This window comes from Novosphingobium sp. BL-A-41-Hi4A-0G (assembly GCF_055521735.1).
In genome coordinates this window covers 2129408-2155222 of sequence record NZ_CM145501.1, presented here as the reverse complement: position 1 = coordinate 2155222, position 25815 = coordinate 2129408, and the positions used below count along the sequence as shown (strand labels likewise).

Here is a 25815-nt window from a genome sequence, read left to right as displayed (position 1 = left end):
CAAACAAAAACCCCCTCCGTTTCCGAAGGGGGTGCCGGGGAGGTTCCCCTCCGTCAGCCGCGTTGCGTCTGCCACCTCCCCATTTGTGCTTCGCAAAAACGGGGAGGATTTGTGGCTTACTTCTTGCCGCGCAATTTCCGATGCGCGCCCAGATCGAACACTTCGCTCGGGCCGCCGTCGTTTTCGAGCAGGCCCAAGCGGCGGGCGACTTCCTGGTAGGCTTCTTCTTCGCCGCCGAGGTCGCGGCGGAAGCGGTCCTTGTCGAGCTTTTCGCCGGTGGTCATGTCCCACAGGCGGCAGCCGTCGGGGCTGATTTCGTCAGCCAGAATGACGCGGCTGTAGTCGCCGTCCCAGATGCGGCCGAATTCAAGCTTGAAATCAACAAGGCTGATGTTGATCGCCGCGAACATGCCGCAGAGGAAATCGTTCACGCGGATGGCCATCGAGGAGATGTCCTGCATTTCCTCGTTCGATGCCCAGCCGAAGCAGGCGATGTGCTCTTCGGCGATCATCGGATCGCCCAGCGCATCGTCCTTGTAGTAGTATTCGATCAGGGTGTGCGGCAGCGGCTCACCCTCTTCGATGCCGAGGCGCTTGGAGATCGACCCTGCGGCGATGTTGCGCACGACCACTTCGATCGGAATGATCTCTGCCTGCCGCACGAGCTGTTCGCGCATGTTGAGGCGGCGGATGAAGTGCGTGGGGATGCCGATGTGGGCGAGGCGCGTGAACACGTACTCGCTGATGCGGTTGTTGATCACGCCCTTGCCGTTGATCGTGCCGCGCTTCTGCGCGTTGAACGCGGTGGCATCATCCTTGAAATACTGGATGATCGTGCCCGGTTCGGGGCCTTCGTAAAGGATCTTGGCCTTGCCTTCGTAGATCTGGCGGCGACGGGACATGGGTTTCGTCTTCCTGCACGGTGCCGGGCCGATGCGCCCGGTCAGAATACAAAACCCCGGCATCGCGTTGGAGGCGAATCCATCGCAAGCGCCGGGGCGTTCATCCGGCCCATAAGCGAACATCGGCCAAAGTGCAATTGCACGCGCGGCTGCAATGGAGCCTTGCAGGGCAGGGCGCTGGAATGGTGCGACGGGGGGCGCTAGGCTGGGGGCAAAGGAGACCTTGCCGATGACCAGCCCTGCCGCGCGCACTGACGCGATTGCCTTGCTTGCCCGATACTATGCCGCGTTCAATGCGGGGCACTGGGAGGGGATGCTCGAGTGCCTGAGCGAAGATGTGGCGCACGATATCAACCAGGGCGAGCGCGTGGTCGGCAAGGCGGCGTTTGCGGAATTTCTGAAGCACATGGAGCGCTGCTACAAGGAGCGGCTGGAAGACATCGTGCTTATGGCGAGCGAGGACGGCACACGGGCGGCGGCGGAGTTCGTGGTGCATGGGGCGTATCTGGCGACCGACGAGGGGCTGCCGGAGGCCAACGGGCAGACCTATGTGCTGCCCGCGGGGGCCTTCCTTGCCATCGAAGGCGGCAAGATCACGCGGCTGACGATGTACTATAATCTGGCGGACTGGACGAAACAGGTCGTCGGGTGATGGGGATCGAGGTCCGGCCACTGACCGGGGGCGAGATCGCGGCGGCGCTGGATGATCTGGCCACCTTGAGGATCACGGTGTTTGCGGCCTTTCCTTACCTCTATGATGGCGATGCGGCGTACGAGGCGCAGTACCTGAGCGAATATGCCGCCGCGCCCGATGCGGTGCTGGTGGCGGCGTTTGACGGGGCGCGGATCGTCGGCGCGGCGACGGCAGCGCCGATGATGCACCAGAAGGCGGAGTTCCGCGCACCTTTCGAGGCGCGGGAGATCGACGTGGAGCGGCTGTTCTACTTTGGCGAGAGCGTGCTGCTGCCTGAGTATCGCGGGGCGGGGATCGGGCATGCGTTCTTCGGTCATCGCGAGGCGCAGGCGGTGAAGTGCGGGGCGAACGCGGCGTGCTTTGCGGCGGTGGTGCGGAGCGCGGATCATCCGGCGCGGCCTGAGGGATACACGCCGCTCGATGCGTTCTGGACGAAGCGGGGCTATGCGGTGGTGCCGGGGCTGACGACCGAGCTGGCGTGGAAAGAGCATGGGTGTGAGGCGGAGCGGGTGAACGTGATGCAGTACTGGATGCGGCGGTGGTGAGATTGTCTGGTCTGGTTTCTGGCGAAGGCGAGATGTGGCTTTGTGCGCTTGTCAGCGCATGCCCACCCCCAACCCCTCCCGCCTGCGGGAGGGGGGTAGGAGGAAGCGCCCCTCCCGCTTTCAGGAGGGGGGAATGACTCGGTTTCTTGTCGCTGCTGCGCAGTATCCGATCGAGCGGCTGGAGAGCTGGGAGGCCTATGAGGCCAAGCTGACGCGCTGGGCGGACGAGGCGGCAGCGGGGGGCGCAGCGTTGGCTGTGTTCCCTGAGTATGGGGCTATGGAACTGGCGAGCCTTTATCCGGCCACGATGGGCGATCTGGCTGGGTCTATCGAGACGGTTTCGGCGCTGCTGCCGCAGGTGGATGCGCTGCATTCCGCGCTGGCAGTGCGGACGGGGATGCATATTCTGGCGGCTTCGGCTCCGCGCAAGGATGCGGACGGCAGGTTTCGCAACGCGGCGAGGCTGTTTGCGCCGAATGGCAAGTCGGGCGTTCAGGACAAGCTGGTGATGACGCGGTTCGAGCGGGAGCAGTGGCATATCGCTGCGGGGGCCTCGCTGCGGGTGTTCGATACGGCGCTTGGGCGGCTTGCGGTTTCGATCTGCTATGACAGCGAGTTTCCGCTGCTGGCGCGGGCCTGCGTGGAGGCGGGGGCGGAGGTGCTGCTGGTGCCTTCGTGCACGGACACGCTGCATGGCTATTGGCGCGTGCGGATCGGGGCGCAGGCGCGGGCATTGGAGGGGCAGTGCTATGCGGTGCACTCGCCTACGGTGGGGGAGGCTGAGTGGTCTCCGGCGGTGGATGTCAATCGGGGGGCGGCGGGGGTCTATGGTCCGCCGGATCGGGGGATGCCCGAGGACGGCGTGCTGGCGGTGGGCGTCGAGGGGGCGGCGCAATGGGTCTTTGCCGAGTTGGACACGGCGAAGGTGGCTGATCTGCGCGCGGATGGCGGGGTGCTCAATGCGCGGCATTGGGTTGAGCAGCCGGGGGCGGTGGCCTTGCCTGCGGTGGAGGTCGTGGACTTGCGCTAGGCTGTTTCTCGCAGAGACGCAGAGAAGAAAGGGAGACGCGGAGGCCTTGCGATTGCGGTGAAGCCGCTTTGCCCTTTTGACGTTGCGTTTTGCGCCCGGGCGGATTTGAGAGCGGCTTCGCCGCTGGCGCTTCATCTCTGCGTCTCCCTTTCTTCTCTGCGTCTCTGCGTGAACCATCCAAACACGGGGTTCCCATCCTGCCCAAGCTGCGGCTAAGACGGACATTCGTTACGAGGGAAACCATCCGCAATGTCGCTTGATGCCGCCGAGCAGGTCCACCGGCAGTTCCTTGATGCGCTGGAGAACGGCACCGCGCGCAGGCGTTCGAACCTCGGTTTGAAGGATGTGGGGCTGGCGCCGGAGCGGGCGGCGGCGTTGTTTCGTTCGCAGGCGCTGTCGCGCCAGCTCGACCGGATGAGCCGCAAGTTGCAGGCGCGGGGCGAGGGGTTCTATACCATCGGGTCTTCAGGGCACGAGGGCAACGCGGTGCTGGCCGAAGTGCTGCGCGTAGATGACATGGCGTTCCTCCACTACCGCGACGCCGCGTTCCAGATCCACCGCGCGCACCGCGTGCCGGGCGAGAATCCGGCGTGGGACATGCTGCTGAGCTTTACCGCGAGCATGGAGGACCCGATTTCAGGCGGGCGGCACAAGGTGCTGGGATCGAAGCGGCTGTTCATTCCCCCGCAGACATCGACCATCGCCAGCCATCTGCCCAAGGCGGTGGGCGCGGCGTTTTCCATCGGTATTGCGCGCAAGATGGGGTTTGAAGGGACAGTGCTTGCCAAGGACGGCGTGGTGCTGTGCAGCTTCGGCGATGCCAGCGCCAATCACTCGACCGCGCTGGGGGCGATCAATACCGCGTGCTGGGCGGCGTTTCAGGGGACGCCGATGCCGATCATTTTCCTGTGCGAGGACAATGGTATCGGCATTTCCACGCGCACGCCGCCGGGGTGGATCGAGGCCAATTTCTCAGGCCGGGCGGGGCTGCATTACATCGCCTGTGATGGGTCCGACCTTGTCGACACGATGCGCGCGGCGCGTGAGGCGGAGGTCATTGCGCGGCGGCAGCGCAAGCCGGTGTTCCTGCACATGAAGACGGTGCGGCTCTATGGCCATGCCGGGAACGACGTGCAGCTGGCCTATCGCACCAAAGATGAAATCCGCGCCGAAGAGGAGCGCGATCCGCTGCTGGCGAGTGCGGCGCTGCTGATCGAGGAAGGGGTGATGTCGCCGGCCGAGGTTCGCGCGGTCTATGACGAGATCGAGGCGGCGCTGGAGCGGCAGGTGGAGCTGGCAATCCGGCGGCCCAAGCTGCCCGATGCGGCGGCGGTGATGGCGAGCATCGTGCCGCCGAGGCGCGACGCTTCTGCCCTGCTCCCCCTATCCCCTTCATCCCGGCGAAGGCCGGGATCCAGTGCGGGCGAAGGGCAAGACGGAGAGGTAATGGGCCCCGGCCTTCGCCGGGGTGACGTGATTTGGGATGAGGCTTGGGGGGAGGCTCGGGCCGCGCTGTTTGCCGATGATGCCGCGGCGATGGACAAGCCGCAGCATATGGCCAAGCTGATCAGCTGGGCGATGGCCGATCTGCTGTTGCAGTACCCGAACGCGATCGTCTGCGGCGAAGACGTGGGACCGAAGGGCGGGGTCTATGCGGCGACGCAGAAGCTTCATGCACGGTTCGGCTCGGCGCGGGTGATCAACACCTTGCTGGATGAGCAGGCGATTCTGGGGCTGGCGATCGGGGCGGCGCACAACGGGTTGCTGCCGCTGCCGGAAATCCAGTTCCTCGCCTATGTCCACAATGCCGAGGATCAGATTCGGGGCGAGGCGGCTACGCTGTCGTTCTTCTCGAACGGGCAATACACCAATCCGATGGTCGTGCGGATTGCCGGGCTGCCCTATCAGAAGGGTTTCGGCGGGCACTTCCACAACGACAACTCGCTGGCCGTCTTCCGCGACATTCCGGGCGTGGTGCTGGCGGTGCCGTCCAATGGGCGCGATGCGGTGGCGATGCTGCGCGAATGCGTGCGGCTGGCGCATGAGGAGCAGCGCGTCGTGGTGTTCGTGGAGCCGATTGCGCTCTACATGACGCGCGATCTTCATGAGCCGGGCGATGGGCTGTGGGCCAGCGTCTATCAGCCACCGGGGGTGGGCGAGATTGCTTTTGGCGAGATCGGGGTGGCGGGTGAGGGGACGGACCTTGCCGTGGTGACTTACGGCAACGGGTTCTACCTTTCGCTGCAGGCGCAGAAGTTGCTGGCCGAGCAGGGCGTCAACGTGCGGGTGATCGATTTGCGCTGGCTGGGGCCGGTGAACGACGACGCGGTGATTGCGGCGGTCACGCCGTGCTCGCGGGTGCTGGTGGTGGACGAGTGTCGGATTACCGGGGGGCAGAACGAGGCGTTGATGGCGCTGCTCGCCGAGCGGGCGCCCGACAAGGCGATTGCACGGATGGCCGCGACGGACAGCTTCATCCCGCTGGCGCGCGCGGCGACGCATACGCTGCCAAGCCGGGACGGGATCGTGGCCAAGGTGCTGGAGATGGTGCGTGGCTAAGGAGACCGTCCTTGTCGTCTGTCCGGGGCGCGGCACTTATAATGCGCCAGAGCTGGGGTATCTGGCGCGGCATCATGGTGGGGCCGAGTGGCTGGCGCGGTTTGATGCAATGCGGGCGGAGGCGGGGAAGGCGACGCTTTCGGCGCTAGATGGGGCGGCCAAGTTCAGTCCGGCGCTGCTCAAGGGGGACAACGCCGCGCCGTTGATCCATGCCTGCGCTTATCTGGATTTCCTCAGCCTCGACCGCGAGCGGTTCGAGGTGGTGGCGGTGACCGGGAATTCGATGGGCTGGTATACGGCGCTGGCCTGCGCCGGGGCGGTTTCGGGTGAGCATGGTTTTGCCATTGCCGACGGGATGGGCGTCAATTCGCAGCGCCATGAGCCGGGCGGGCAGGCAGTGCTGGGGCTGGCGGGGGAGGACTGGACGGTCGACCCGGCGCTGTTGGCGGCTGTCGAGGCGGCGATGGCGCGGCATGGGGTGCTGCCTTCGATCCGGCTGGGCGGGATGCTGGTGGTGGCAGGATCAGTGGCTGCGCTCGATGCGTTCGAGAAAGACCTGCCGCCGCTTTCGCGCCCGCCGATGCGGCTGGTAGGGCATGGGCCGTTCCATACGCCGCTGATGTGGCCAAGCAGCGATGCGGCGCGCGCGCAGTTTCCGGTGGACTGGTTCGGGCAGCCGCAGGTGCCGTTGATCGACGGGCAGGGGAAGGTGTGGCGGCGGTTCGAGAGCAATGCCCAAGAGCTGTGGGATTACACCTTCGGCCACCAGATTCTGCAGCCTTACGACTTCACCGCCGCGATGACTGTGGGCATCCGCGAGTTTGCGCCCGACCGCGTGGTGCTGCTCGGGCCGGGGGAGACGCTGGGCGGGGCTATCGGGCAGGTGCTGGTCAAGCTGAAATGGCTGGACATCGCGTCACGTAACATGTTCACTGCGCGGCAGGGAGAGGATCCGTTTCTGATTGGCCTGGGGAGACCCAGCCAGCGGAGTATCGTGATCCCGTGAGCCAACCGTCGATTTTGTTCGTCTGCCTTGGAAATATCTGTCGCTCGCCTCTCGCCGAGGCGGCGTTGCGCCGTCGTGCGGTGGAGGCTGGCGTGGCGATGACGATAGATTCCGCCGGAACCGGTGACTGGCACGTCGGCCGCCCGCCCGATCCCCGCGCACAGGAAACCGCGATGCGCCATGGCCTCGACATTTCGAGCTATCGCGCGCGGCAGGTGACTGCGGAAGACTTCCACAAGTTCGGCCACGTCTTCGCGCTCGACCAGCAGAACCTCAAGGACCTGCGCCGCATCGAACCCTCGCGCCACATCGCCGAAGTGCGGTTGCTGATGGACCTCGTGCCGGGCCGCAAGGGCACGGCGGTGATCGATCCCTATTATGGCGACGAGGAGGATTTCGAGCAGGCCTGGGCCGATGTCGATGCCGCGGCGCAGGCGCTGGTTAAGCGGTACTTGCGTTAGGGGGCGCGGACGAATTTCGTCTTGGCGGGGGCGTGGGCTATTTGCTTTTTTGTTCTGAGATCGAACTTTCAGGACACGACGCCATTGCGGATAGTCCCTTCAACATAACTCATAACCATCGTCGCCCCGTGCTTGACACGGGGCTTGGCTATCTTTGAACGTCGCCCTGCAAAGCAACCGCCGCCGGATACCACTGGTCCCACAGGTCCAGCCAATCGGGATTCTCCGCCTCGATCAGCGCAAACTTCCATTCCCGGCGCCACTTCTTGACCAGCTTCTCGCGGGCGATGGCGGGTTCGATCTCATCGTGGCGCTCGGCATAAACCAGCCTTGTCTTGCCAAAGTCGTCGACGTGGCTTGAGCCGACACCTTCACGATGCTGCCATACGCGGCGGATGAGGTCGGAAGTGACGCCAACGTACATCCCGCCACGATAGCGGTTCGCCATGATGTAGACCCAACCACCCTTTTCCATCGCGCTGTCATGCCAAACGCGAGGTCGCAAGAAAAGCCAAGCCCCGTGTCAAGCACGGGGCGACGGTTGGGTTGGAGGAGGAGATGTCCGCTCCGTACCCAAAGCAGCCATTCAGCCCCCAGCAGCCAGCGCCCAAAACCCGTCGTCCCGGACTTGGCTTTTCTTCTTCAGCGTTGGGTCGGAGGAAGCCCAGCCCCGTGTCGAGCACGGGGCGACGGGGGTTTGGTGGAGAAGGTGTCCATTCTCCAATTCTTCGCCTCCAACGGGATTACGCTGCCTTCGCCCTGACCCTAGACCGCTGTGAGGTCTGCTACAGGCACGGCATCGACGTGGGTGACCGAGACCAGCGTGCCGGGATTGGCGTTTGCGATTGTTACCGTCGATGACAGCTGGGTGGCCAGCGCGTTGACGATGCCGGTGCCGAGGCCCGGCTTGGCCTGGGCGAAGTTGCCGGGCAAGCCTACGCCATTATCGCCGACGAACAGCAGCCAGCCCTGCGGGTTGGCCGCGAAGCCCACCGTGATCTTGCCCTTCTTCGGCCCGCCCGGAAAGGCGTGCTTGAGCGCGTTGATCACGAGTTCGGTCACGATCAGGCCAATGCTGACCGACCTGTCTGCCGAGGTGAAGCTTTCGTCGACCAAGACTTCGAGCGTGAGGTCTGCCGGATCGGCGATCATCGAGGCGCCGATGCTGGCGCACAGATCGGAGAGGTAGGGCTTGAGATAGACATCGCCGGTGGCGGTGGCGGCAAGTTGGCGCTGCAGGGTGGCGATGGACATCACGCGGTGATGGGCATCGCGCAAATGCTCGCGCGTTTCTTCGGACTGGACGCTGCGCACGCGCTGCATCAGCACGCTGGCGATGATCTGCAGGCTGTTGGCCACGCGGTGGTGGAGTTCCTGCAACAGGACTTCCTTTTCGCGGAGCAGGGCTTCCTTCTCCAGCTCGGCATGGCGGACGCGGTTTTCGGCGGCGCGAGACTCCGTGATGTTGGTGATGGCCAGCACCAGGCGGAGGGGCTCGCTGTCGGGATGGGCGAGAACGTGGGCATTGAGGATCAGGGTGCGCGGTTCTGCGCCGGGGCGATGCAGAACCATCTCATAGGCCTCGATCGCTGCGCGGCCGGCGGCCGTGGCGTTGAGGAGCGAGCGCAGTTGCGGGATGTTCCACTCTCCATCGCCCAGCACGAAGAGTTCGCGGCCGACGACGTTGCTGCAGTTGATCGAGAAGGCGCGGCAGAACGAGCCGCTGGCCGCCTGCACGACCAGACTGTCGCTGAGCAGGACAAGAGGGGTGGCCGACGACATGACCAGCGCCATGCCGAGGCTGCTCGCCTCGTGGGGAGGGATGGGCGTAAGGAATTCCATGGCCCGGGCTTTCCGAAAGCCGGGACCCGCAGGGCGAGAGCCATTCCCGGTTGCCCGTCGGCAAGGATGCTGGCGAACAGTTGCCCGTTACCATGTATTCGCCGTACGTCCTAACCGCTTTGACGACAGGCGCCATGTAAACCGGATATCAGGCGACGATCAGCCTGACTTGTGCGTCGCTGATCATCTGTGCGGCTTGCGGCGAAATGCCGCTGTCGGTGATGATCGTGTCGATCTCGTCCAATCCGCAGACGATGGTGCCGGACTGTGTTTCGAACTTGCTGCTATCGACTAGCAGGATCACTTCTTCGGCGCGGTCGATCAGGCGGCGTTCGGCGGCGACGAGGACGACGTCTGCCTGCATCGCGCCTTGCGGGCCGACGGCGGCGGCACCCATGAACAGGCGCGGGGCGTGGAAGCGCGGCATCGATTCCTCGCCCGCGGCGGCAAGGATGATGTTCTGTTCGCGGAACACGGCGCCTGATGGCACGAGGATGCGCGTGGTCGGTTGCGGGAGAAGCGCGGTGACGATGTGCAGCGAGTTGGTCAGGACCTGTAGGCCCAGGCCATCGAGGTGCGCGCACATCTGCAGCGTGGTGGTGCCGCCATCGATCATCACGCCTTCACCGGGCGAGCACAGCGCAGCCGCCGCCTTGCCGATGGCCTGCTTGGCGGCGAGGTTGCGGGTGATGTTCTGTTCGAACGGGGTGCCGAGCAGGCGGGGGCCGGTGGCGTCTTCGCCGTCGGGCAGCTTGGCCCCGCCGTGGACGCGGACGATCTGGCGGCTTTCCTCAAGCCGCGTCAGATCGCGCCGGATCGTGGCGGGCGAGGCATCGAGCAGGGCTTCCAGCTCGCGATAGCTGACAAAGCCGGTCGGCCGCAGCGCCTCGAATATCCGCCGTTCCCGTTCTTCCGCGTGCATTGGTGCTGGGGTCCCTTCCGCCCGCGCTTATGCACTCGCCTGCAGCATGTTGCCAAGGCCGATCACGATGGTCGAGCCGACGAGCAGGCCGATCCCGGTCCAGACCAGCGTGCGGGTGCGCGGGGATGCGCCCTTCCATTCCTTGAGTGCGAAACCCCAGAGCGTGGAGAACAGGATGATCGAGGCCATGTGCAGCGTCCAAGAGGAGAAGCCGTACTTGCCCATCTGGCTCTCGCCCATGGTGTAGAAGAAGAACTGGCCGTACCATAGCGTGCCGCCCAAAGCGGCGAGGAGCCAGTTGGCGAGGAGGTTGGGGCGCTCGCCGGGTTGGGCTTCGACGGAGGCAGCGCCGAAGAACTGGCCGAAGCTCTTGTTCTTCGCGATGAGGTAGGCGCACCACAGCGCGTTGGTGGTGAGGCCGCCTGCGAGGACGACGCACAGGACAGGCAGGCCTTGGCTCAGCGGGTCGGTGCCGGCGGCGAGCGTGAGGTCGCGGATCGGCTGGCCTGCGGCAAGGCCCCAGGCAAAGCAGCCCGACATCACGCCCGAGAAGGTCGCGATCAGTAGGCCTTTGCGCAAGTTGAACTCGGCAACGCCTTCGGATGCCGCGCCGCCGAGGTCCGCTTCCTTGGCATTGCCCGCGCGGGCGACGACCACGATACCCGCCAGCGTGATTAGGATGCCGAGCAGGGTGAGCTTGCCGCTAGTCGTGGCGGCGATCTGGCCGAGGGTGCCATCGAAGATCGGCGGGCCCATCGTGCCGATCACGGTGGTGAGGCCGAGCGCCACTGCCATGCCAAGCGACAGGCCGAGGTAGCGCATGGTCAGGCCGAAGGTCAGCCCGCCAAAGCCCCACATTGCGCCCCAGAACCAGCACCACAGCAGCGTATCGCGCGGGGTGGCGGAGAGGACGCCGAGCAGGTCTTTCGTCTGGATCGAGGCGAAGAGCCAAGGCGCGATCAACCACGAGAACAGGCCGCCCGCCAGCCAGAACACTTCCCACGACCACAGCTTGATGCGCTTGTACGGCACATAGAAGCTGGCCGAGGAGAAACCTCCGATCCAGTGAAAGAGTACGCCCAGCAGCGGGTTCGCGCCCATCGGTTCCTGTCCCTTGTTGTTCTTATCGGTTCACGAGGATCGAGCGGTCGATCTCGCTGATGTTCTTCACGCCCGTCAGCGTCATGGCGATGCGCATTTCGGCCTCGATCAGGCCGAGCATGTGTTCGACGCCCTGCTGTCCATTGGCGGCGAGGGCGAATACCCATGCGCGGCCAAGCAGCACGCCTTTGGCTCCCAGTGCCAGCAGGCGCACCACGTCGAGACCCGAGCGCACGCCGCCATCGGCGAGCACGGTCAGCCGGTCTCCCACGGCATCGGCAATGGCGGGCAGGGCGCGGGCGGTGGAGGGGACGCCGTCAAGCTGGCGCCCGCCGTGGTTGGAAACGACGATCCCGTCCGCGCCGAGGTTGGCGGCTTCGACTGCGTCCTCGGCATCGAGCAGGCCCTTGATGACCAGTGGGCCGTTCCATTCCGAGCGGATGAAATCGAGGTCCTTCCACGAGATCGAGCTGTCGAAGTTCTCGCGCATCCACGCGAAGAAGTCCTCGATGCCGGTCTTGCCTTCAAGCTTGCGGATCACGTTGCCGAGGCCATGCGGGCGGCCCATCACGCCGACATCCCACGCCCACGCGGGCTTCATCGCGCCCTGCAACGAGCGGCGGAGCGCGCCTTTCATGCCCGAGGCTCCGGCAAGGCCCGAGTGGTAATCGCGGTAACGGCTGCCGGGGATGGGCATGTCAACAGTGAAGACGAGGGTGGAGCAGTTCAGTTCGACCGCCTCCTGCAGCAGTTCGCGCATGAAGCCTCGGTCCCGGGTCATGTAGAGCTGGAACCAGAAGGGCTTTGATGCGGCCTTGGCGACTTCGGAGAGCGAGCAGGCCGAGACGGTGGAGAGGGTGAAGGGCACGCCTGCGGTCTCTGCCGCGCGCACGGCCTGACATTCACCGCGACGGGCGTTCATGCCGGCAAGGCCGATGGGGGCAAGCGCGACGGGGAGGCGGAGCTTCTGGCCGAACAGTTCGGTCGACAGGTCGAGGCCCGAAACGTCGCGCAGCACGCGCTGGCGCAGGGCGATGTCGCGCAAGTCCTCGACGTTCCGCCGGAGCGTCGTCTCGCTGTAGGAGCCGCCGTCGATGTATTCGAACAGGAAGTGCGGCAGGCGGCGGCGGGCGAGTTCGCGGAAATCGGGGATCGAGGCGGCAATCATGCGGCGGTTCTCTTGTGCGAGGCGTCGATCTCGGCGTGCCAGCGGTTGCGGTAGGTGTCGAGATCGCCGTTTAGTGGCTGGACCCGGACGAGTTCGCCGCGCGGCGTGAGCGTCGGGTCGATGAGGCGCAGCGCTCCGAACGAGACGTCGTTGTGGGCGTTGGCGGTATAGACGGCGGTGTCGGGGCGCAGGGCGGCGAGGGCGCGGACGAAGACTTCGGCCTCGGCAAAGCGGCCTTCGACGAGCAGGCGCTCGGACGAGCCGATGAGGTCCAGCGCGGTATCGGCAACGAGCGCGGCGTAGAGGCAGGCGGCGGCGCGGCGTTGGTACCAGTCCTCTGGCCGGTTGATCCAGTCGAAGCGACCCTGCGGGTATGGGCCGAAGCCACGCATCAGCGTTGGCAGGATCATGGCGGGTTTGCGCAGCACTTCGGGCACGGCGGCGAGCAGGGCAGGCTGGTCGGGCTTGATGTCGACGCGGCGGGTGTCGATCTCGATCAGCGTCTCGATCTCGCGCCCGCCCATGAAGCGGGCGGAGGGGACGGGGCGGCCGTGGACATCGACATTGACGAGGCAGTCGCGCGCTTCGGGGAGGTCGGCGGTGTTCACCGGGGTGGCCGGAAGCCGCATGCCGATGAACCAGGTGCCGGTGGACAGCACGGTCGCCTCGTTGTCGGCGATCTCGGCAAAGCCGCGTGCGGCGAGCAGGGCGGCGTTGGAATCGTGGAGGCCTGCTCGGACGCGGACTTCGGGAGAGAGGCCGGTCTGTGCAGCGATTCCGGGCAGGAGCGTGCCCACCGTGTCGCCCGCGCGCGCCAGCGGGGCGAAGCGCTGTGCCCAGCCGAGTCTTTTGGCCATGGGCGAGAAGTCCGCCTCTTGCGGGCACCACAGATCGGAATGGCAGCCAAGGCTGGTCACTTCGCTGACCGCGTTGCCGGTGAGGAACCACGCCCAGTATTGCGCCCAGGGGAGCAGCGTGGCGCGGGCAATGGCTTCGGGGGCGAACTGCTCCATCCACCATAGCTGGCTGCCGAAGTTGAGGCCATCGGGAAGCGCGGGCGAGCCGGTCAGCGCGAAGGCATCGCGCTGTGCACGGTATGCGGCCATGACTTCAGACGGGATGGGCTGTTCGTAATCGAGCGGGGGGAAGGCGAGCGTGCCATCCACGAGTGCCACAACGCCTGCACCATGGCCGACGGGCACGATCGTATCGACGGGCTGGCGGGCATAGGAGGCCAGCGTTTCCAGCAGCCACCTGCCGGTGGCGGGCGCATCGAGGCGGCGGATGCCACCGATTTCGAGAGGTACGTTGGGGCGCACCTGACGGTCGAGCATGGCCCCGCCTGCGTCCCACAGGCTGACTTTGCTCAGCGTCTTGCCGAGATCGATGACGATCGTTGCGCCTTTGTTGGTAGCGCCTGTAGACAAGCGCGCTCTCCCGATGAATGCTTGAAAACGATCAATAGCAATCAATCTTGATCGTTTCCAGCAGAAAGCTCAGAACACCGCGTGATCCCCGCGATCGACCACAGTGCGGCCTTCGAGCACGGCACGGTAGTGGTCGAACAGGGTTTCGCTGCCGGTCGAGGGCGTGGCGGCGGCATCGTATCGGCCCGTCTCGGTATCGAGCACGAGCATCGATTCGCTCGCGTAATAGCGGCCGATGCGGGCGAGTTCGGCCTTGATGGCAAGGCCAGGGATGACTCGCCCGAACAGGCCGAGCGCGCCTGCGATCCCGTCGAGCAAGGCCAGCGGGACCGAGCGGAAGCGCGGTGGCTTGCCGAGCATGGCGAACAGCGCCTCGCCCTGCTGGCGCGGGGTGATGGCATCGCCGGGGCCGCCTATGGGGAGAATGCGGTTCCAGCGGTCCTCATGCGTCAGGCAATCGGCGATGTAGGCTGCCAGATCGCCGTCGCTGATCGGCTTGCACGCGGTCAGTTCGCCATTTCCGAAGATCAGGAAGGGGCGGCCGGCTTTTACACGGTCGATCTGGCCCGAGAGAGATTTGAAGAAGGCGGTGGGGCGGACGATGGACCAGCGCAGGCCCGAGCCGACAAGCGCGGCTTCGAAGGCCAGCTTGGCATGCTGGAAGGCCAGCAGCGGCTTCTGCACGCAGATGGCCGAGAGCAGGACGAAGTGCTGGACACCGGCGCCTTGCGCGGTTTTGAGCACGTTCAGGTTGGCGCGATGATCGACGGCCCAGGCATCGGTCGGCACCCCGGTGCGCGAGGCGAGGCAGGAGACGACCGCGTCAAAGCGCCCCCCGGCAAAGACTTCTTCAAGTTTGGACGGGTCCTGCAGGTTTGCGACGATCATCGCCGCTCTGTGCTGGAGATCGGCATCGGCACGCCGGACAAGGCATGTTACCTCGTGCCCCCGCGAGGCGAGGGCCGCGACGGCTGCACGCCCGATGGTACCCGTCGCACCGACGACACAGACCCGCATGCCCCTCTCCCCGCCCGCTCGTTTGAGAGGGCATAAGGCGGAGTGTCAACCAGAACGCACGCGCGTTCAAGCGGTCATGGCGGTGTGGGAGATTTGGGTTGAATGTGGTGCCCGGGGACGGATTCGAACCGCCGACACGCGGATTTTCAATCCGCTGCTCTACCAACTGAGCTACCCGGGCATCGTCCTTTGCCGCGTTCCTGAATGGACCAGCAGGCGATGGGAAGCGCGCCTATGGCGAAGCGGGGCGAGGTTGGCAAGCCCCATCGCGTGAAAATTTTGGGGCATGGGCCTGCTGCCGACGCGACTGGTCGGAAGCCCACCCCGCTGCGACTAACCTCACTGCGTTCGGTAAGTCTCGCCGCCCTCCCGCCTGCGGGAGGGCGGGGTTTCTGGCGTATCTTCGGTTGCGTAACAGGCCCGTGGCCCCCGCCTGCGCGGGGGAGCAGGTATCTGGCCGGTGATGGGATTTCAGTCTTCCGGATCTTCTTCCAGCGGACGGCCGGGGAGGGCGTAGCCGCCCTGCAGCCACTGGACCAGATCGCGGTCCTTGCAGCGGGTGGAGCAGAAGGGGGTGTGCGCTTCGCTGCGGGGTTTGCCGCAGATCGGGCAGCGCTTGGGGGTCGGCGTATTCATAGCGGCACGCCTTGGGCAAAACCGCCGGAAAGGGCAAGCGCAGGGTCAGCCTTGCGGCGCACGACGCGCCCCGTGCGACGGGCAAGTTCGGCTTCCCAGTCTGGCTGGAGCGCATCGAGCACACGCGGGTTGGCGGTGAGCAGAAGGGCGCCGGGTTCGGCCACGCGCTCGGCCTGGCGCAGCAGCACGCGCGCGGCGGCAGCGGCGGGATGGCGGGCGTGGCGCGCGACGACCGAGGGGCGTTCGAGCCGCGCGACGAGGTGGACGAAGCCGAAGCCGTTCATCGCGGTACGCTCGCCGGTCCAGTCGATCAGCGCATTGCCGAGCGCCTTGTCGATCTGCTGGCGGTCCTGCTTGTCGGCAAGAGTGGGAAAATCGATGCCGATCGAGCCGCCGATGTCGAAGCGGTGCAGCGCATCGGCGATGACCGGTACGGCTGCGAGCGCGAGCTTGAGCGGGGGCAGGGCGCCGTCGATGTCTATCAGGGTCATTGCAGGCGTAGGGCTGACGATGATCGAGCCGCCGGGAAAGGCGATCTCGCCGGTCTGCGCCTGTTCGACCAGTTCGTCCCAGCCGTGGCGGGCGAATTCGGCGTTGGTGACCGGCAGCGCGCGCAAGGCGGCGCCGGTGGCCTCGATTTCCTCACGCAAGGTGGGGGCGGGTCGGGGCGCTTCGCCGGGCGCGGGGCGGGCGACGGGGAGTTTGGTGCGGCCACGCTCGGCAATCGCGGCGCGGATCACGCGGACGGTGAGCGTCACCCCTTCGGTGGCCTCGCGCGGGAGCTGGTCGATCAGGGCTTCGGTGCCGTTGTCGAAACGGACCACGCCGCGGCGGCTGCCGTGGTGGCGCTTTGCAAGGCGGACCTGCGCCACAAGGCCGGGGCGCAGCGCCTCGCCCCATTCGACGCGGGCGGACAGGATCGTGCCACCCGAGACGAGGATGGCGCGTTCCTCGGCGATGCCGTCTTCATAGAGCCATTGTGCGGACATGGTTCAGCCGACCTTCAGGCCCGCAGCGCGCAGCAGGCGGCGGGTTTCGAACAGGGGGAGGCCGACGACGCCGGAGTGGCTGCCCGAAAGCCAGTCGCAAAAGCCCTCGGCGCTGCCCTGGATGGCATAGCCGCCGGCCTTGCCGTGCCATTCGCCGCCAGCGATGTAGGATTCGATTTCCTCGCCCGAGAGACGCTTGAAGCGCACGATCGTTTCGGACAGCGCTTCGCGCAGGGTTCCGTCCGGGGTGATGACCGCGATGGCGGAGAACACGCGGTGGCGGCGCCCGGAGAGGAGCGCGAGGCACTTGCGGGCGGTGGCCTCGTCCTCTGCCTTGGGCAGGATGCGCGCGCCTGCGCCGACGACGGTATCTCCGGCAAGGATGACGCAAGCTGGTGCCAGAGCCGCTGCCGCGCGCGCTTTTTCGGCGGCGAGGCGTACCGCGTGGGCGCGGGGACGCTCACCCTTGAGCGGGGATTCGTCGATGGCGGTGGCGACGACGCGGTCTGGCTTGAGACCAAGGCGTCCGAGCAGTTCAAGCCGACGCGGGCTTGCCGACGCCAGTATGAGTTCGGGAGAAGGGGAAGCGGGCGAAACCTCGCCCGCCATCAGAAGCCGCCGGGACCGCCGCGACCGGGCATGAAGCGGTAGGTGATGCGGCCCTTGGTCAGGTCATAAGGGGTGAGTTCGACCAGCACTTCGTCGCCCACCAGTACGCGGATGCGGTTCTTGCGCATCTTGCCGGCGGTGTGGCCGAGGATTTCATGGTCGTTTTCGAGGCGGACGCGGAACATCGCGTTGGGCAGGAGTTCCACCACCTGGCCGCGCATTTCTAGGAGTTCTTCTTTCGCCATCGGCGGGCTCGGATGCCTTTGTATAGGGTATGGTTCGGTAACGCGCAGAGCACCGGATGTGATCCACACGCACAGGAATTGGGCGGCCCATAGCCTTGCCCGCGCAAAAAGGAAAGGGGGACGCGGCAAGGCCCTGACCCTCGGGCCACCTTTCGTTCATGTAGGCATCGCGATGTTGCAGTGCGACAAAGTGATACGAAATGCGCGTTGTCCGTGCGGAGCCATTTGGCCACCAGTGGCGTTGAACCAGCCGGGGCCGTGCCCGGCGCAGAGCAATTCTGAAGGAACGTGATCGTGAAACCTGCAGCAGCGACTCCGCTGGCGGTATTGGCCTTTTGCCTTGTGGCGGTGAACCCGGCGCTGGCGCAGGACGTGACCGACGGGACCGACGATGCCCTGCAGGACATCGAAGGCAATGAGATCGCCGCCGAGCCTGACCAGATCCTCGTCGTGGCGACGCGGATCAAGGGGCAGGTCGATACGGCGCAGCCGCCGATTGCCGTGCTCGATGAAGAGGCGATCGCCTCGTATGGCGCGGGATCGTTGCAGGACCTTCTTGCGGCGCTCTCCCCGCAGACATCGTCGGGGCGCGGGCGGGGCGGCGGGATGCCGGTGGTGCTGCTCAACGGGATGCGTATTTCAGGGTTTCGCGAGATGCGCGGGCTCCCGCCCGAGGCGATCCGCCGTGTCGAGGTGTTGCCCGAGGAAGTTGCGCTCAAATATGGCTACCGGCCCGACCAGCGGGTGGTGAACTTCATCCTCAAGGACAATTTCAGCGCCTATGGCTCGGACAGCGAGTTGCGCCTGCCCAGCGGTGGCGGGTTCACCGAGTGGGAGCAGGAGCTTAACCTCACCAAGATTACGGGCGGCAACCGTATCAACGTGACCGGCAAGCTGGAGGATGCAAGCCCGCTGACCGAGGCGGAGCGCGGGATCGTGCAGCCGGCGGGCAGCAGAGCGGCTGCAGCAGACTATCGCACGCTGATCGCGGATTCGAAATCCGCACAGCTCAACGCCACGCTGGCGCGGGCGCTTGGCGGCGGAGCGGGACTGAGCGTCAACATGCTGGCGCAGCGCGATGATTCGCGCTCGCTCAATGGTCTGAACACGGTCGTTCTGGATGACACGGGTGCATTGCAGGCCCTGACCCGGCGCACGCGCACCACGACGCTGCAGGCAGGCGCGGCGCTGAACAAGCCGCTGGGCGACTGGTACCTCGCGCTTACGGCCGATGGCGGCCATGTCGAGACCAAATCCGACATCGACAACAACGGCTATGTCGCTGCCGACCGGGCGCTTTCGAAGACCGATTCGCTGACCAGCCTCGCCACGCTGAGCGGGCGTCCGTTGCGGCTGCCGGGCGGCGAGGCTTCGCTGACGGTGAAGGCAGGGTTTGATTATTCGGGCATCGAGAGCAGCGACACGCGCACCACAACGGGGCAGATCAACCTCAAGCGCGGCGATGCGCAGGCAGGCTTCAGCCTCGATGTGCCGATCACCAGCCGCAAGGAAGGCTTTGGCGCAGGGATCGGCGATATCTCGCTCAACGCCAATGCCGAAGTGCACCGGCTTTCGGATTTCGGCACATTGTACAATTGGGGCGGCGGGCTGACCTGGAGCCCGACCGGGAAGCTGACGCTGCAGGCGAGCTATGTGGCGGCGGACAAGGCGCCTACGCTGACCGAGCTGGGGGGACCTTCGATCGTGACCGAGAACGTATCGATCTATGACTTTTCGCGCGGTGAGACGGTGCTGGCGCGGGTGATTTCGGGCGGCAATTCGAACCTTGTGAAAGAGCGCCAGCGCGACTGGAAGTTCGGGCTGAACTGGACGCTGCCGTTCCTCAAGGATTCGACCTTCGTCGCCGAATACTTCCGCAACCGATCGACCAATACGACCAACGATTTTCCGCTGCTGACGCCCGAGGTGGAAGCGGCGTTTCCGGGGCGCGTGGTGCGCGATGCATCGGGGCGGATCGTTTCGGTGGACCAGAGTGCGGTGACCTTTGCCGAGGAGAAGGGCTCGCGCCTGCGCTATGGGCTCAACCTCTCGGGCAACTTCGGCAAGCCCGATCCCAATGCGCAGCGTGGGCCGTTTGGCGGGATGCGCGGTGGCGGCGGTGGGCCGGGTGGTCCGCGTGTTGGCGCAGGCGGTCCTCCGCCGGGCGGTGGTCCACGCATGGGCGGTGGTGGCGGTCGCGGCGGGCCGGGCGGGTTCAATTCCGATGGTCGTGGGCGCTGGAACCTGTCGATCTTCCACACAATCCGCTTCCAGCAATCGGTGCAGATTGCGCCGGGTGGGGCTGTCCTCAACCTGCTCGATGGCGATGCGGTCAGCAGTGGGGTCGCGCGGCATGGGTTCGAGATGGAGGGCGGCGGCTTCTATCGCGGCTTCGGCCTGCGGCTGAATGGCACCTACACCGGCGGCTCGCGGATCGATGCGAGCGTCTTGCCGGGATCGTCGACGCTGCGGTTCGACCCCATCGCGACATTCAATTTGCGCCTGTTCGCCGATCTGGGGCGCAAGGCGAAGCTGGTCGAGAAGGTGCCGTTCCTCAAGGGATCGCGCCTGTCGCTGTCGGTCGACAACCTGTTCAACGCGCAGCAGCGGGTGACGGACGAGAGCGGTGCAGTGCCCTTGCGCTATCAGCCCGGCTATCTCGATCCGCGCGGGCGGGTGTTCGAGATCGAGTTCCGCAAGCAGTTCTGACGCAGCTTCACACGATCCGGCTCTTGCCCTGAACCCAGGCCTGTGCGCGTTGCTTGAGGCGTTCGCGTTCGGTCGCTTCGAAGTTGTCGGCACAGTGGCGAAGAGAGACGACTTGCGCGAGCGGGAGCTTCTCCTCGAACATTACGCCGCAACGGCCATAGCGCGACCAGCGGATCTGGCCGAAGGCTTCGATATGCTCGCATTGCAGGATGGCGGAGGCGCCCGGTGGTGGCAGGCTTTCCTCCGGAATGAATGCAGCGCCTGTCACCGACAGATCCTCGAGGATGCAGTGCTGCGTCCCGGTCAGCAGGATAAGGCGGGCGGGCAGGTGCAGGCGCACGCGTGCTTCGCCGCGCCGTCCCGGAGTGACCGGACTTGTGCCCGTTCCCGACCTGCCGAATGGTTTCCCGATCATTCACGAAGTGTCGCGCATCGACCCTAAAACCGCCGAAACGGACCATGCGGGAAATCCCTAATAGCGCGGTGGCCTGATTGCTTGGGGGCCTGATTGCTTGGGGGAAAGCCCTTTGGAACCATTGCGCGGCGCGCAGCAGCGCTTATTTGCTCAGGCAGTCATGGCCCGAAAGCCCGCCCCTCCGCCTGATCGCGATACCGAGCGTTTCCACGAGGACCGCGCGTCCACGACCGTGCGCGGGTCTGACAAGCCCGACATCGAACTCGGCGTCTCGGTCATCCGCGATACGGTCAATACGCTCAAGCCCAAGCCCGGCGTCTATCGGATGCAGGATGCCAAGGGCGACGTGCTCTATGTGGGCAAGGCGCGGGCGTTGAAGAACCGCGTGGCGAACTACACGCAGGTTGAACGCCTGCCCAATCGCCTGCGCCGCATGGTCAGCCAGACGCGGTCGATGACCATCGTCACGACCAATTCCGAGGCCGAGGCGTTGCTGCTGGAAGCGCAACTGATCAAGCGCTTCCGCCCGCCCTACAACGTGCTGCTGCGCGACGACAAATCGTTCCCATTCATCCTGTTGCGCGGCGATCATGCTTACCCACGCATCCAGAAGCATCGCGGGGCGAGGAAGGCGAAGGGCAATTACTATGGCCCCTTCGCCAGCGCGGGCAGCGTCAACACCACGATCAATGCGCTGCAGAAGCTGTTCCTGCTGCGCAGCTGCAACGACGGCTTCATGTCGCGGCGCGACCGGCCCTGCCTGCTCTATCAGATCCGGCGTTGCTCAGCCCCTTGCGTCGACCGGATCACGCCGGAGGACTATGGCGAGCTGGTGCGGCAGGCGAAGGATTTCCTCGGCGGCAAATCGGGCGCGGTGCAGCGCGAGATCGAGGCGCAGATGCAGGAGGCCGCCGAAGCACTCGACTTCGAACGCGCCGCCATGCTGCGCGACCGGCTGCGCGCCGCGACTTTCATACAAGGCAGTCAGGCGATCAATGCCGAGGGCGTCGGCAATGCCGATGTCTTTGCCATGGCGGTCAAGGGCGGGCAGGTGGCGGTGCAGGCCTTCTTCATCCGTGGTGGCCAGAACTGGGGCCACCGCGCCTTCTTTCCCAGCCACACCGAAGGTCTGGACGAGGCCGAGGTGATGACCAGCTTCCTCGCCCAGTTCTATGAGGAAGTGCCCCCGGCGCGGCTCATTCTGGTGGATCGCGAACTGCCCGAAGCCGCATTGCTGGCCGAAGCGCTGTGCGAAGGCGCGGGCGGCAAAGTGGAGATTTCGGTGCCCCAGCGGGGCGACCGGCGCAGGCTGATGGAGCAGGCGCAGCGCAATGCGGTGGAAGCGCTTGACCGGCGGATGGCCGAGAGCGGGACCAAGGCCAAGGTCATGCGCGAACTGGCCGAATTCCTTGAATTGCCTGAAGTGCCGCAGCGCATCGAGGTTTACGACAACAGCCATATCCAGGGCACCAATGCGCTTGGCGCGATGATCGTGGCGGGGCCGGATGGCTTCGTGAAGGCGCAGTATCGCAAATGGAACATCAAGACCGCGCAGACCAACGACGATTTCGGCATGATGCGCGAAGTGATGACCCGGCGCTTCGGCAAGGTGCAGGAGGATGACCCGGATCGCGAGAGCGGGATGTGGCCCGATCTCGTGCTGATCGACGGCGGCAAGGGGCAGATGTCGGCGGTGAAGGATGCGCTGGGCGAACTCGGCATCGAGGACGTGGCGCTGATCGCCATCGCCAAGGGGCCGCACCACGGGCGCGAGGGGCGGGAGGTGTTTCACTTCCCCGACGGGCGCGAGAAGATGCTCCCGGTCAATTCGCCGTTGCTGTTCCACCTCCAGAACATGCGCGACGAGGTGCACCGCTTTGCCATCGGCGCGCACCGCGCCAAGCGCAGCCGTGCGATCACCGCGAGTCCGCTGGACGAGATCCCCGGCATCGGCCCGGCGCGCAAGCGGGCGCTGCTCCTGCATTTCGGCACGGCCGGCAAGGTGCGTGCGGCGAGCCTCGAGGACCTGCAGCGTGCGCCGGGGGTGAGCGCGGCAGTGGCGCAAACAGTGTACGACTTCTATCATCCCAATGGGTAGAGGATGGAGAACGCGATGACCGACGACCGGCGCAAGTGGAGCGACGAGGGCGTGCGCCGCATCGAGGCGGACTTCAACCGTTCTGCCGACACCCATCTGATCCGGGTGGAACTGCCGAAGTTCCCCGGCATCACGCTCTATCTCAAGGACGAGAGCGTCCATCCCACTGGCAGCCTCAAGCACCGGCTGGCGCGCTCGCTGATCCTCTACGGCCTGTGCAACAACCGTATCGGGCCGGATACGCTGCTGGTCGACGCGACGAGTGGATCGACTGCCGTTTCCGAAGCCTACTTTGCCAAGCTGATCGGGTTGAAGTTCGTCGCGGTGATTCCGCGCAGCACATCGCCTGCGAAGATCGAGGCGATCCGCTTTCATGGCGGCGACGTGCACATGGTCGACAGTGCGGCCGAGATGTATGCGGCAGCAGAGCGGCTGGCGGCAGAAGCGGGCGGGCTGTTCCTTGACCAGTTCACTTATGCCGAGCGCGCGACCGACTGGCGCGGCAACAACAACATCGCGCAATCGATCTTCCAGCAGATGGCGCGTGATGATCATCCGGTGCCGACGTGGATCGTTTGCGGAGCAGGGACGGGGGGGACGTCGGCCACGCTTGGGCGCTTCATCCGCTATGGCCGTTACCCGACGCGCCTGTGCGTTGCCGATCCCGAAGGCTCGGTGTTCCACCGCCACCATGCCGACCGCAGCGTGACCGCGCCGCCGCAGGGCGCGTGCTGCCTGATCGAAGGCATAGGCCGCCCGCGCGTGGAACCTTCGTTTCTGCCCGATGTGATCGACCGGATGATCGCTGTGCCTGATGCTGCCTCTATCGGAGCGATGCGCGCGATTGCCGCGAGAATCGGCAGGCCCGTCGGCGGATCTACCGGCACCAACATCCACGCCTGCCTGCAGCTGGCCGAGGAAATGGCCGCGGCGGGCGAGTCCGGGGCCATCGTCACCATCCTGTGCGATTCCGGGTTGCGCTATGCCCAGACCTATTACGACGATGGCTGGCTGGAAGCGCAGGGGCTCGACTGGCGCGAAGCAGAACAGCGCGCGGCACTGTTGCTTTCCTGATACGGACTATACGTAGAATTACTATTGACGTAGTGGTAACCTTGTCTGTTTGCAGCAGGTTGAGGCTGATGCCGTCTGGTGTCTGGCCTTGGTCAATGGTGACGGAACAGCCGGGGGGCTTTTCGAATGTTTGCGGGATGGGTGCGCGTGGCAGCGCTTTCGACAGTGGCGGCAGCGCTGCTCGGCTTGCCTGCGCCGCTTTGCGCGCAATCGGCCAACGGTGTCGGCTCTCCGTTCGAGCTGGCATTCTGGCAATCGGTCTCGGGCAGTGACGATCCGGCAGTTTACGAAGCCTATCTCCAGCAGTATCCGGCCGGCACCTTTGCTGGGCTGGCACGCGCCAAGCTGGCGAACCTGCGCAAGGTGCCGCTTTCGGCCCCCGCTGTTGCGCAGGCACCGGCGCCGGTAGCGGCACCTCCCGCGCAACTAGCTCCCGCCGTCGTAACCGTTGCACCTCCCCCTGCTGCACCGGCAGCAGCTCCTGCTCCCGTTCGACCCGAGCCGAAAGCGATTGCCGTGTCTGCCCCGGGGGCTGCTCCGGCCGACGCGTCGCAAGCGGCCAGCGACGCGAACCTGCTGCTCGAACTCGCTCGCTCGCAGGAAGCGGGTGCGGGGACGAGCCGGGTCTCTGCAGCGCAAGGCTTTTCCGTTCCGCCGCGACCGGTGCTGAGCGAGGTGGCCGATCTTCCGCTGCCGAGCACGTTCTGTTCGGCCGAACAGCGCAATGCCTTTTACGAAACGCGCTACAAGCCGCAGCTGGAACTCGCGCGCGCCAACAATGCCGCCGCCATCGCCTACATGCAGACGCTCCAGCAGGCTTATGACAGCTTTCAGCTCGCCCGCGATCCCACGCCGATGAACGTGCTCGCGGCCGAGGCCAGTGCCTATCAGCAGCAGGTTGCCGCAACGACTTACGCGCGGCAGGCTGCGCTCGTCCGCCAGTTCGATGAGATCATGGCCGTGCCAATCACGGCCTGCCAGATCGCGACGGCGACGAAATGAGGCGTGCGGTCGAACTCGCGATGGCGGCGATCATGCTCGCGGCCAGCCCGGCCCATGCCGAAGCCTGCCTTGATCGCGAAACGCTGACCGCAGCGCGGATCCACGAGTTCGAGACGATGATGATGGCCGTGACCTTGCGCTGCAAGGCAATCGGCACGGACATCGCGCCGGTCTATGAAGCCATGCTCGGCACTCATCGCCCGGTCTTTTCGGCCGCTGACCGCCGGTTGCGCGCTTTCTTCGCGCCGCAGAAGCGGGCCTATGAAAGCTACTCTACCCAGCTTGGCAACCGCTATGGCGGCGGGGCAACCGATCCCGCCAACTGCCGCCGTTTCGAACGCGTTGCCAGGGAATTGGCGGCTCAACCGGGTGTATCGTCGCTGGGGCGGGTGGTTTTCGCCATGATCGACCGCCCGCGCATCAGCGGCGTGGTCTGCCCCGCGCCCTGATCAGCCCTGGGGCTTGGGCGTGATCGGGCGGATCAGCCCTTCCTGAGCGACATTGGCGACCAGCCTGCCGTCACGCGTATAGATCCGACCGCGGTTGAAGCCGCGCGCGCGTCCGGCCCATGGGCTGTCGCAGGCGTAGAGCAGCCAATCGTCGGCTCGGAAATCGTCATGGAACCAGATGGCGTGGTCGAGACTCGCGCCCATCAGGTTGCCCTTCGTCCAGCTGATGTCGTGCGGCAAGGTGCTGGTGCCCAGCAGGTTCATGTCGCTGGCATAGGCGAGCACGGCACGGTGGATGCGCGGATCGTCGGGCAGGGCAGCGACGGAGCGAAACCAGGTGTGCGAACGTGGCTCCTGCGGACCGGGCCCCATCCAGTGGCGCGGTTCGAGCGGGCGCAGTTCGATCGGGCGGGGCTGCAGCATGAACTTGCGCTGCTGTTCGGTCATCCTTTCGGCAAAGCGGGCGCGAAGGGAAGCCTCGCTTTCCAGTTCCTCAGGCGGTCTGACGGTGGGCATGGGCTCGGCATGATAGCGTCCATCCTCGCGCTTGTGGAACGAGGCGACCATGTTGAGGATCGGCTTGCCGAGCTGGCTGGCCACGATGCGCCGGTTGGAGAAGCTGCCGCCATCGAGGTCGCGCTCGACCTTGAAGTCGATCTCGTGGTCCTCGCTGCCACCGCGAAGGAAGTAGGCATGGAGCGAATGGACCGGGCGATCGTCGGGTACGGTGCGCTCGGCGCTGGCAAGGGCCTGACCGATCACCTGCCCGCCGAACACGCGACCCACGCCGCCGATCTTGCGGGCGCCTTCGAAGCGGTCGCCGCCGTGGTCCTTTACGTTGAGCAGGTCGAGCAGGCGCGCGACCAGTTCCTGCGGAGTCGGATTGTCGTTCTCGGTCATGCCTCGCCGATGAAC

At 65.7% G+C, this 25815-nt stretch carries 25 protein-coding genes and 1 tRNA gene; 11 read left to right on the top strand and 15 right to left on the bottom strand.

Annotation, left to right across the window (positions count from 1 at the left end):
• Positions 1–116: 116 nt before the first annotated feature.
• Positions 117–902 carry a phosphoribosylaminoimidazolesuccinocarboxamide synthase gene (purC, locus tag ACZ1JX_RS10380; protein WP_039332937.1) on the bottom strand — a complete coding sequence of 262 codons (786 nt, stop codon included), beginning with the start codon at positions 900–902 and terminating at the stop codon, positions 117–119.
• 229 nt (positions 903–1131) lie between these two features.
• Between purC and ACZ1JX_RS10375 the strand changes: the two genes are divergently transcribed.
• The 6 genes from ACZ1JX_RS10375 (at position 1132) to ACZ1JX_RS10350 (ending at position 7197) form a co-directional block, all read left to right on the top strand.
• Positions 1132–1554 (top strand): ketosteroid isomerase-related protein, encoded by a 423-nt coding sequence (locus tag ACZ1JX_RS10375; protein WP_465123482.1) that lies wholly within the window; start codon positions 1132–1134, stop codon positions 1552–1554.
• On the top strand, positions 1554–2141 hold the full coding sequence (locus ACZ1JX_RS10370) for a GNAT family N-acetyltransferase (RefSeq protein ID WP_465123481.1): 588 nt from the start codon (positions 1554–1556) through the stop codon (positions 2139–2141). The genes ACZ1JX_RS10375 and ACZ1JX_RS10370 overlap by 1 nt, the downstream gene beginning before the upstream one ends.
• 133 nt (positions 2142–2274) lie before the next feature.
• Positions 2275–3171, top strand: coding sequence for a carbon-nitrogen hydrolase family protein (locus ACZ1JX_RS10365; protein ID WP_465123480.1), 897 nt, complete (start codon positions 2275–2277; stop codon positions 3169–3171).
• Positions 3172–3420: 249 nt separating this feature from the next.
• A complete protein-coding gene (locus ACZ1JX_RS10360; protein ID WP_465123479.1) occupies positions 3421–5730 on the top strand; it encodes a dehydrogenase E1 component subunit alpha/beta in 2310 nt (769 codons plus the stop codon).
• Positions 5723–6736, top strand: a complete 1014-nt coding sequence (locus ACZ1JX_RS10355) for an ACP S-malonyltransferase (protein WP_465123478.1) — start codon at positions 5723–5725, stop codon at positions 6734–6736. Before ACZ1JX_RS10360 ends, ACZ1JX_RS10355 begins: the two co-directional genes overlap by 8 nt.
• Entirely contained in the window at positions 6733–7197 is a 465-nt protein-coding gene (locus ACZ1JX_RS10350) for a low molecular weight protein-tyrosine-phosphatase (protein WP_465123477.1), read from the top strand. Before ACZ1JX_RS10355 ends, ACZ1JX_RS10350 begins: the two co-directional genes overlap by 4 nt.
• Positions 7198–7345: 148 nt before the next feature.
• Here the strand turns inward: ACZ1JX_RS10350 and ACZ1JX_RS10345 are convergent, their stop codons facing one another.
• The 12 genes from ACZ1JX_RS10345 to infA all read right to left on the bottom strand — a co-directional run bounded on the left by ACZ1JX_RS10345 (position 7346) and on the right by infA (position 17153).
• Positions 7346–7672: a GIY-YIG nuclease family protein gene (locus ACZ1JX_RS10345; RefSeq protein ID WP_465123476.1), complete on the bottom strand. Its 327-nt coding sequence runs from the start codon at positions 7670–7672 to the stop codon at positions 7346–7348.
• A gap of 290 nt (positions 7673–7962) precedes the next feature.
• The gene (locus ACZ1JX_RS10340) at positions 7963–9039 is read right to left on the bottom strand and encodes a sensor histidine kinase (RefSeq protein ID WP_465123474.1); all 1077 of its coding nucleotides are present in this window, start codon (positions 9037–9039) and stop codon (positions 7963–7965) included.
• Positions 9040–9187: 148 nt separating this feature from the next.
• Positions 9188–9961, bottom strand: a complete 774-nt coding sequence (locus ACZ1JX_RS10335) for a DeoR/GlpR family DNA-binding transcription regulator (RefSeq protein WP_465123473.1) — start codon at positions 9959–9961, stop codon at positions 9188–9190.
• A gap of 27 nt (positions 9962–9988) precedes the next feature.
• On the bottom strand, positions 9989–11062 hold the full coding sequence (rhaT, locus tag ACZ1JX_RS10330; protein ID WP_465123472.1) for an L-rhamnose/proton symporter RhaT: 1074 nt from the start codon (positions 11060–11062) through the stop codon (positions 9989–9991).
• Between the two features lie 22 nt (positions 11063–11084).
• Positions 11085–12230: an FMN-dependent L-lactate dehydrogenase LldD gene (gene lldD / locus ACZ1JX_RS10325; RefSeq protein WP_465123471.1), complete on the bottom strand. Its 1146-nt coding sequence runs from the start codon at positions 12228–12230 to the stop codon at positions 11085–11087.
• Positions 12227–13657 carry an FGGY-family carbohydrate kinase gene (locus ACZ1JX_RS10320; RefSeq protein WP_465123470.1) on the bottom strand — a complete coding sequence of 477 codons (1431 nt, stop codon included), beginning with the start codon at positions 13655–13657 and terminating at the stop codon, positions 12227–12229. The genes lldD and ACZ1JX_RS10320 overlap by 4 nt, the downstream gene beginning before the upstream one ends.
• Before the next feature lie 69 nt (positions 13658–13726).
• A complete protein-coding gene (locus ACZ1JX_RS10315) occupies positions 13727–14674 on the bottom strand; it encodes an NAD(P)H-binding protein (protein ID WP_465123469.1) in 948 nt (315 codons plus the stop codon).
• 105 nt (positions 14675–14779) lie between these two features.
• Positions 14780–14855 (bottom strand) — tRNA-Phe (locus tag ACZ1JX_RS10310).
• 290 nt (positions 14856–15145) lie between these two features.
• Positions 15146–15310, bottom strand: a complete 165-nt coding sequence (gene yacG, locus ACZ1JX_RS10305; protein WP_465123468.1) for a DNA gyrase inhibitor YacG — start codon at positions 15308–15310, stop codon at positions 15146–15148.
• Entirely contained in the window at positions 15307–16299 is a 993-nt protein-coding gene (locus tag ACZ1JX_RS10300) for a ribonuclease E/G (protein ID WP_465123467.1), read from the bottom strand. Before ACZ1JX_RS10300 ends, yacG begins: the two co-directional genes overlap by 4 nt.
• A 3-nt stretch (positions 16300–16302) precedes the next feature.
• Entirely contained in the window at positions 16303–16908 is a 606-nt protein-coding gene (locus ACZ1JX_RS10295; protein ID WP_465123466.1) for a Maf family protein, read from the bottom strand.
• Entirely contained in the window at positions 16908–17153 is a 246-nt protein-coding gene (gene infA, locus ACZ1JX_RS10290) for a translation initiation factor IF-1 (protein WP_039338683.1), read from the bottom strand. The genes ACZ1JX_RS10295 and infA overlap by 1 nt, the downstream gene beginning before the upstream one ends.
• A gap of 294 nt (positions 17154–17447) precedes the next feature.
• Here infA and ACZ1JX_RS10285 point away from each other — a divergent pair, with 294 nt between their 5' ends.
• Positions 17448–19862, top strand: a complete 2415-nt coding sequence (locus ACZ1JX_RS10285) for a TonB-dependent receptor (RefSeq protein ID WP_465123465.1) — start codon at positions 17448–17450, stop codon at positions 19860–19862.
• 7 nt (positions 19863–19869) lie between these two features.
• Here the strand turns inward: ACZ1JX_RS10285 and ACZ1JX_RS10280 are convergent, their stop codons facing one another.
• Positions 19870–20277, bottom strand: a complete 408-nt coding sequence (locus ACZ1JX_RS10280; RefSeq protein ID WP_465123463.1) for a PilZ domain-containing protein — start codon at positions 20275–20277, stop codon at positions 19870–19872.
• Positions 20278–20437: 160 nt separating this feature from the next.
• Here ACZ1JX_RS10280 and uvrC point away from each other — a divergent pair, with 160 nt between their 5' ends.
• From uvrC to ACZ1JX_RS10260, 4 genes are all read left to right on the top strand, one after another.
• Positions 20438–22375: an excinuclease ABC subunit UvrC gene (uvrC, locus tag ACZ1JX_RS10275; RefSeq protein WP_465123462.1), complete on the top strand. Its 1938-nt coding sequence runs from the start codon at positions 20438–20440 to the stop codon at positions 22373–22375.
• A gap of 15 nt (positions 22376–22390) precedes the next feature.
• Positions 22391–23449 (top strand): PLP-dependent cysteine synthase family protein, encoded by a 1059-nt coding sequence (locus ACZ1JX_RS10270; RefSeq protein WP_465123461.1) that lies wholly within the window; start codon positions 22391–22393, stop codon positions 23447–23449.
• Positions 23450–23575: 126 nt separating this feature from the next.
• A complete protein-coding gene (locus tag ACZ1JX_RS10265) occupies positions 23576–24451 on the top strand; it encodes a hypothetical protein (RefSeq protein ID WP_465123459.1) in 876 nt (291 codons plus the stop codon).
• Positions 24448–24900: a hypothetical protein gene (locus ACZ1JX_RS10260; RefSeq protein WP_465123457.1), complete on the top strand. Its 453-nt coding sequence runs from the start codon at positions 24448–24450 to the stop codon at positions 24898–24900. The genes ACZ1JX_RS10265 and ACZ1JX_RS10260 overlap by 4 nt, the downstream gene beginning before the upstream one ends.
• Here the strand turns inward: ACZ1JX_RS10260 and ACZ1JX_RS10255 are convergent, their stop codons facing one another.
• Positions 24901–25800: an acyl-CoA thioesterase gene (locus ACZ1JX_RS10255; RefSeq protein WP_465123456.1), complete on the bottom strand. Its 900-nt coding sequence runs from the start codon at positions 25798–25800 to the stop codon at positions 24901–24903.
• Positions 25801–25815 lie beyond the last annotated feature (15 nt).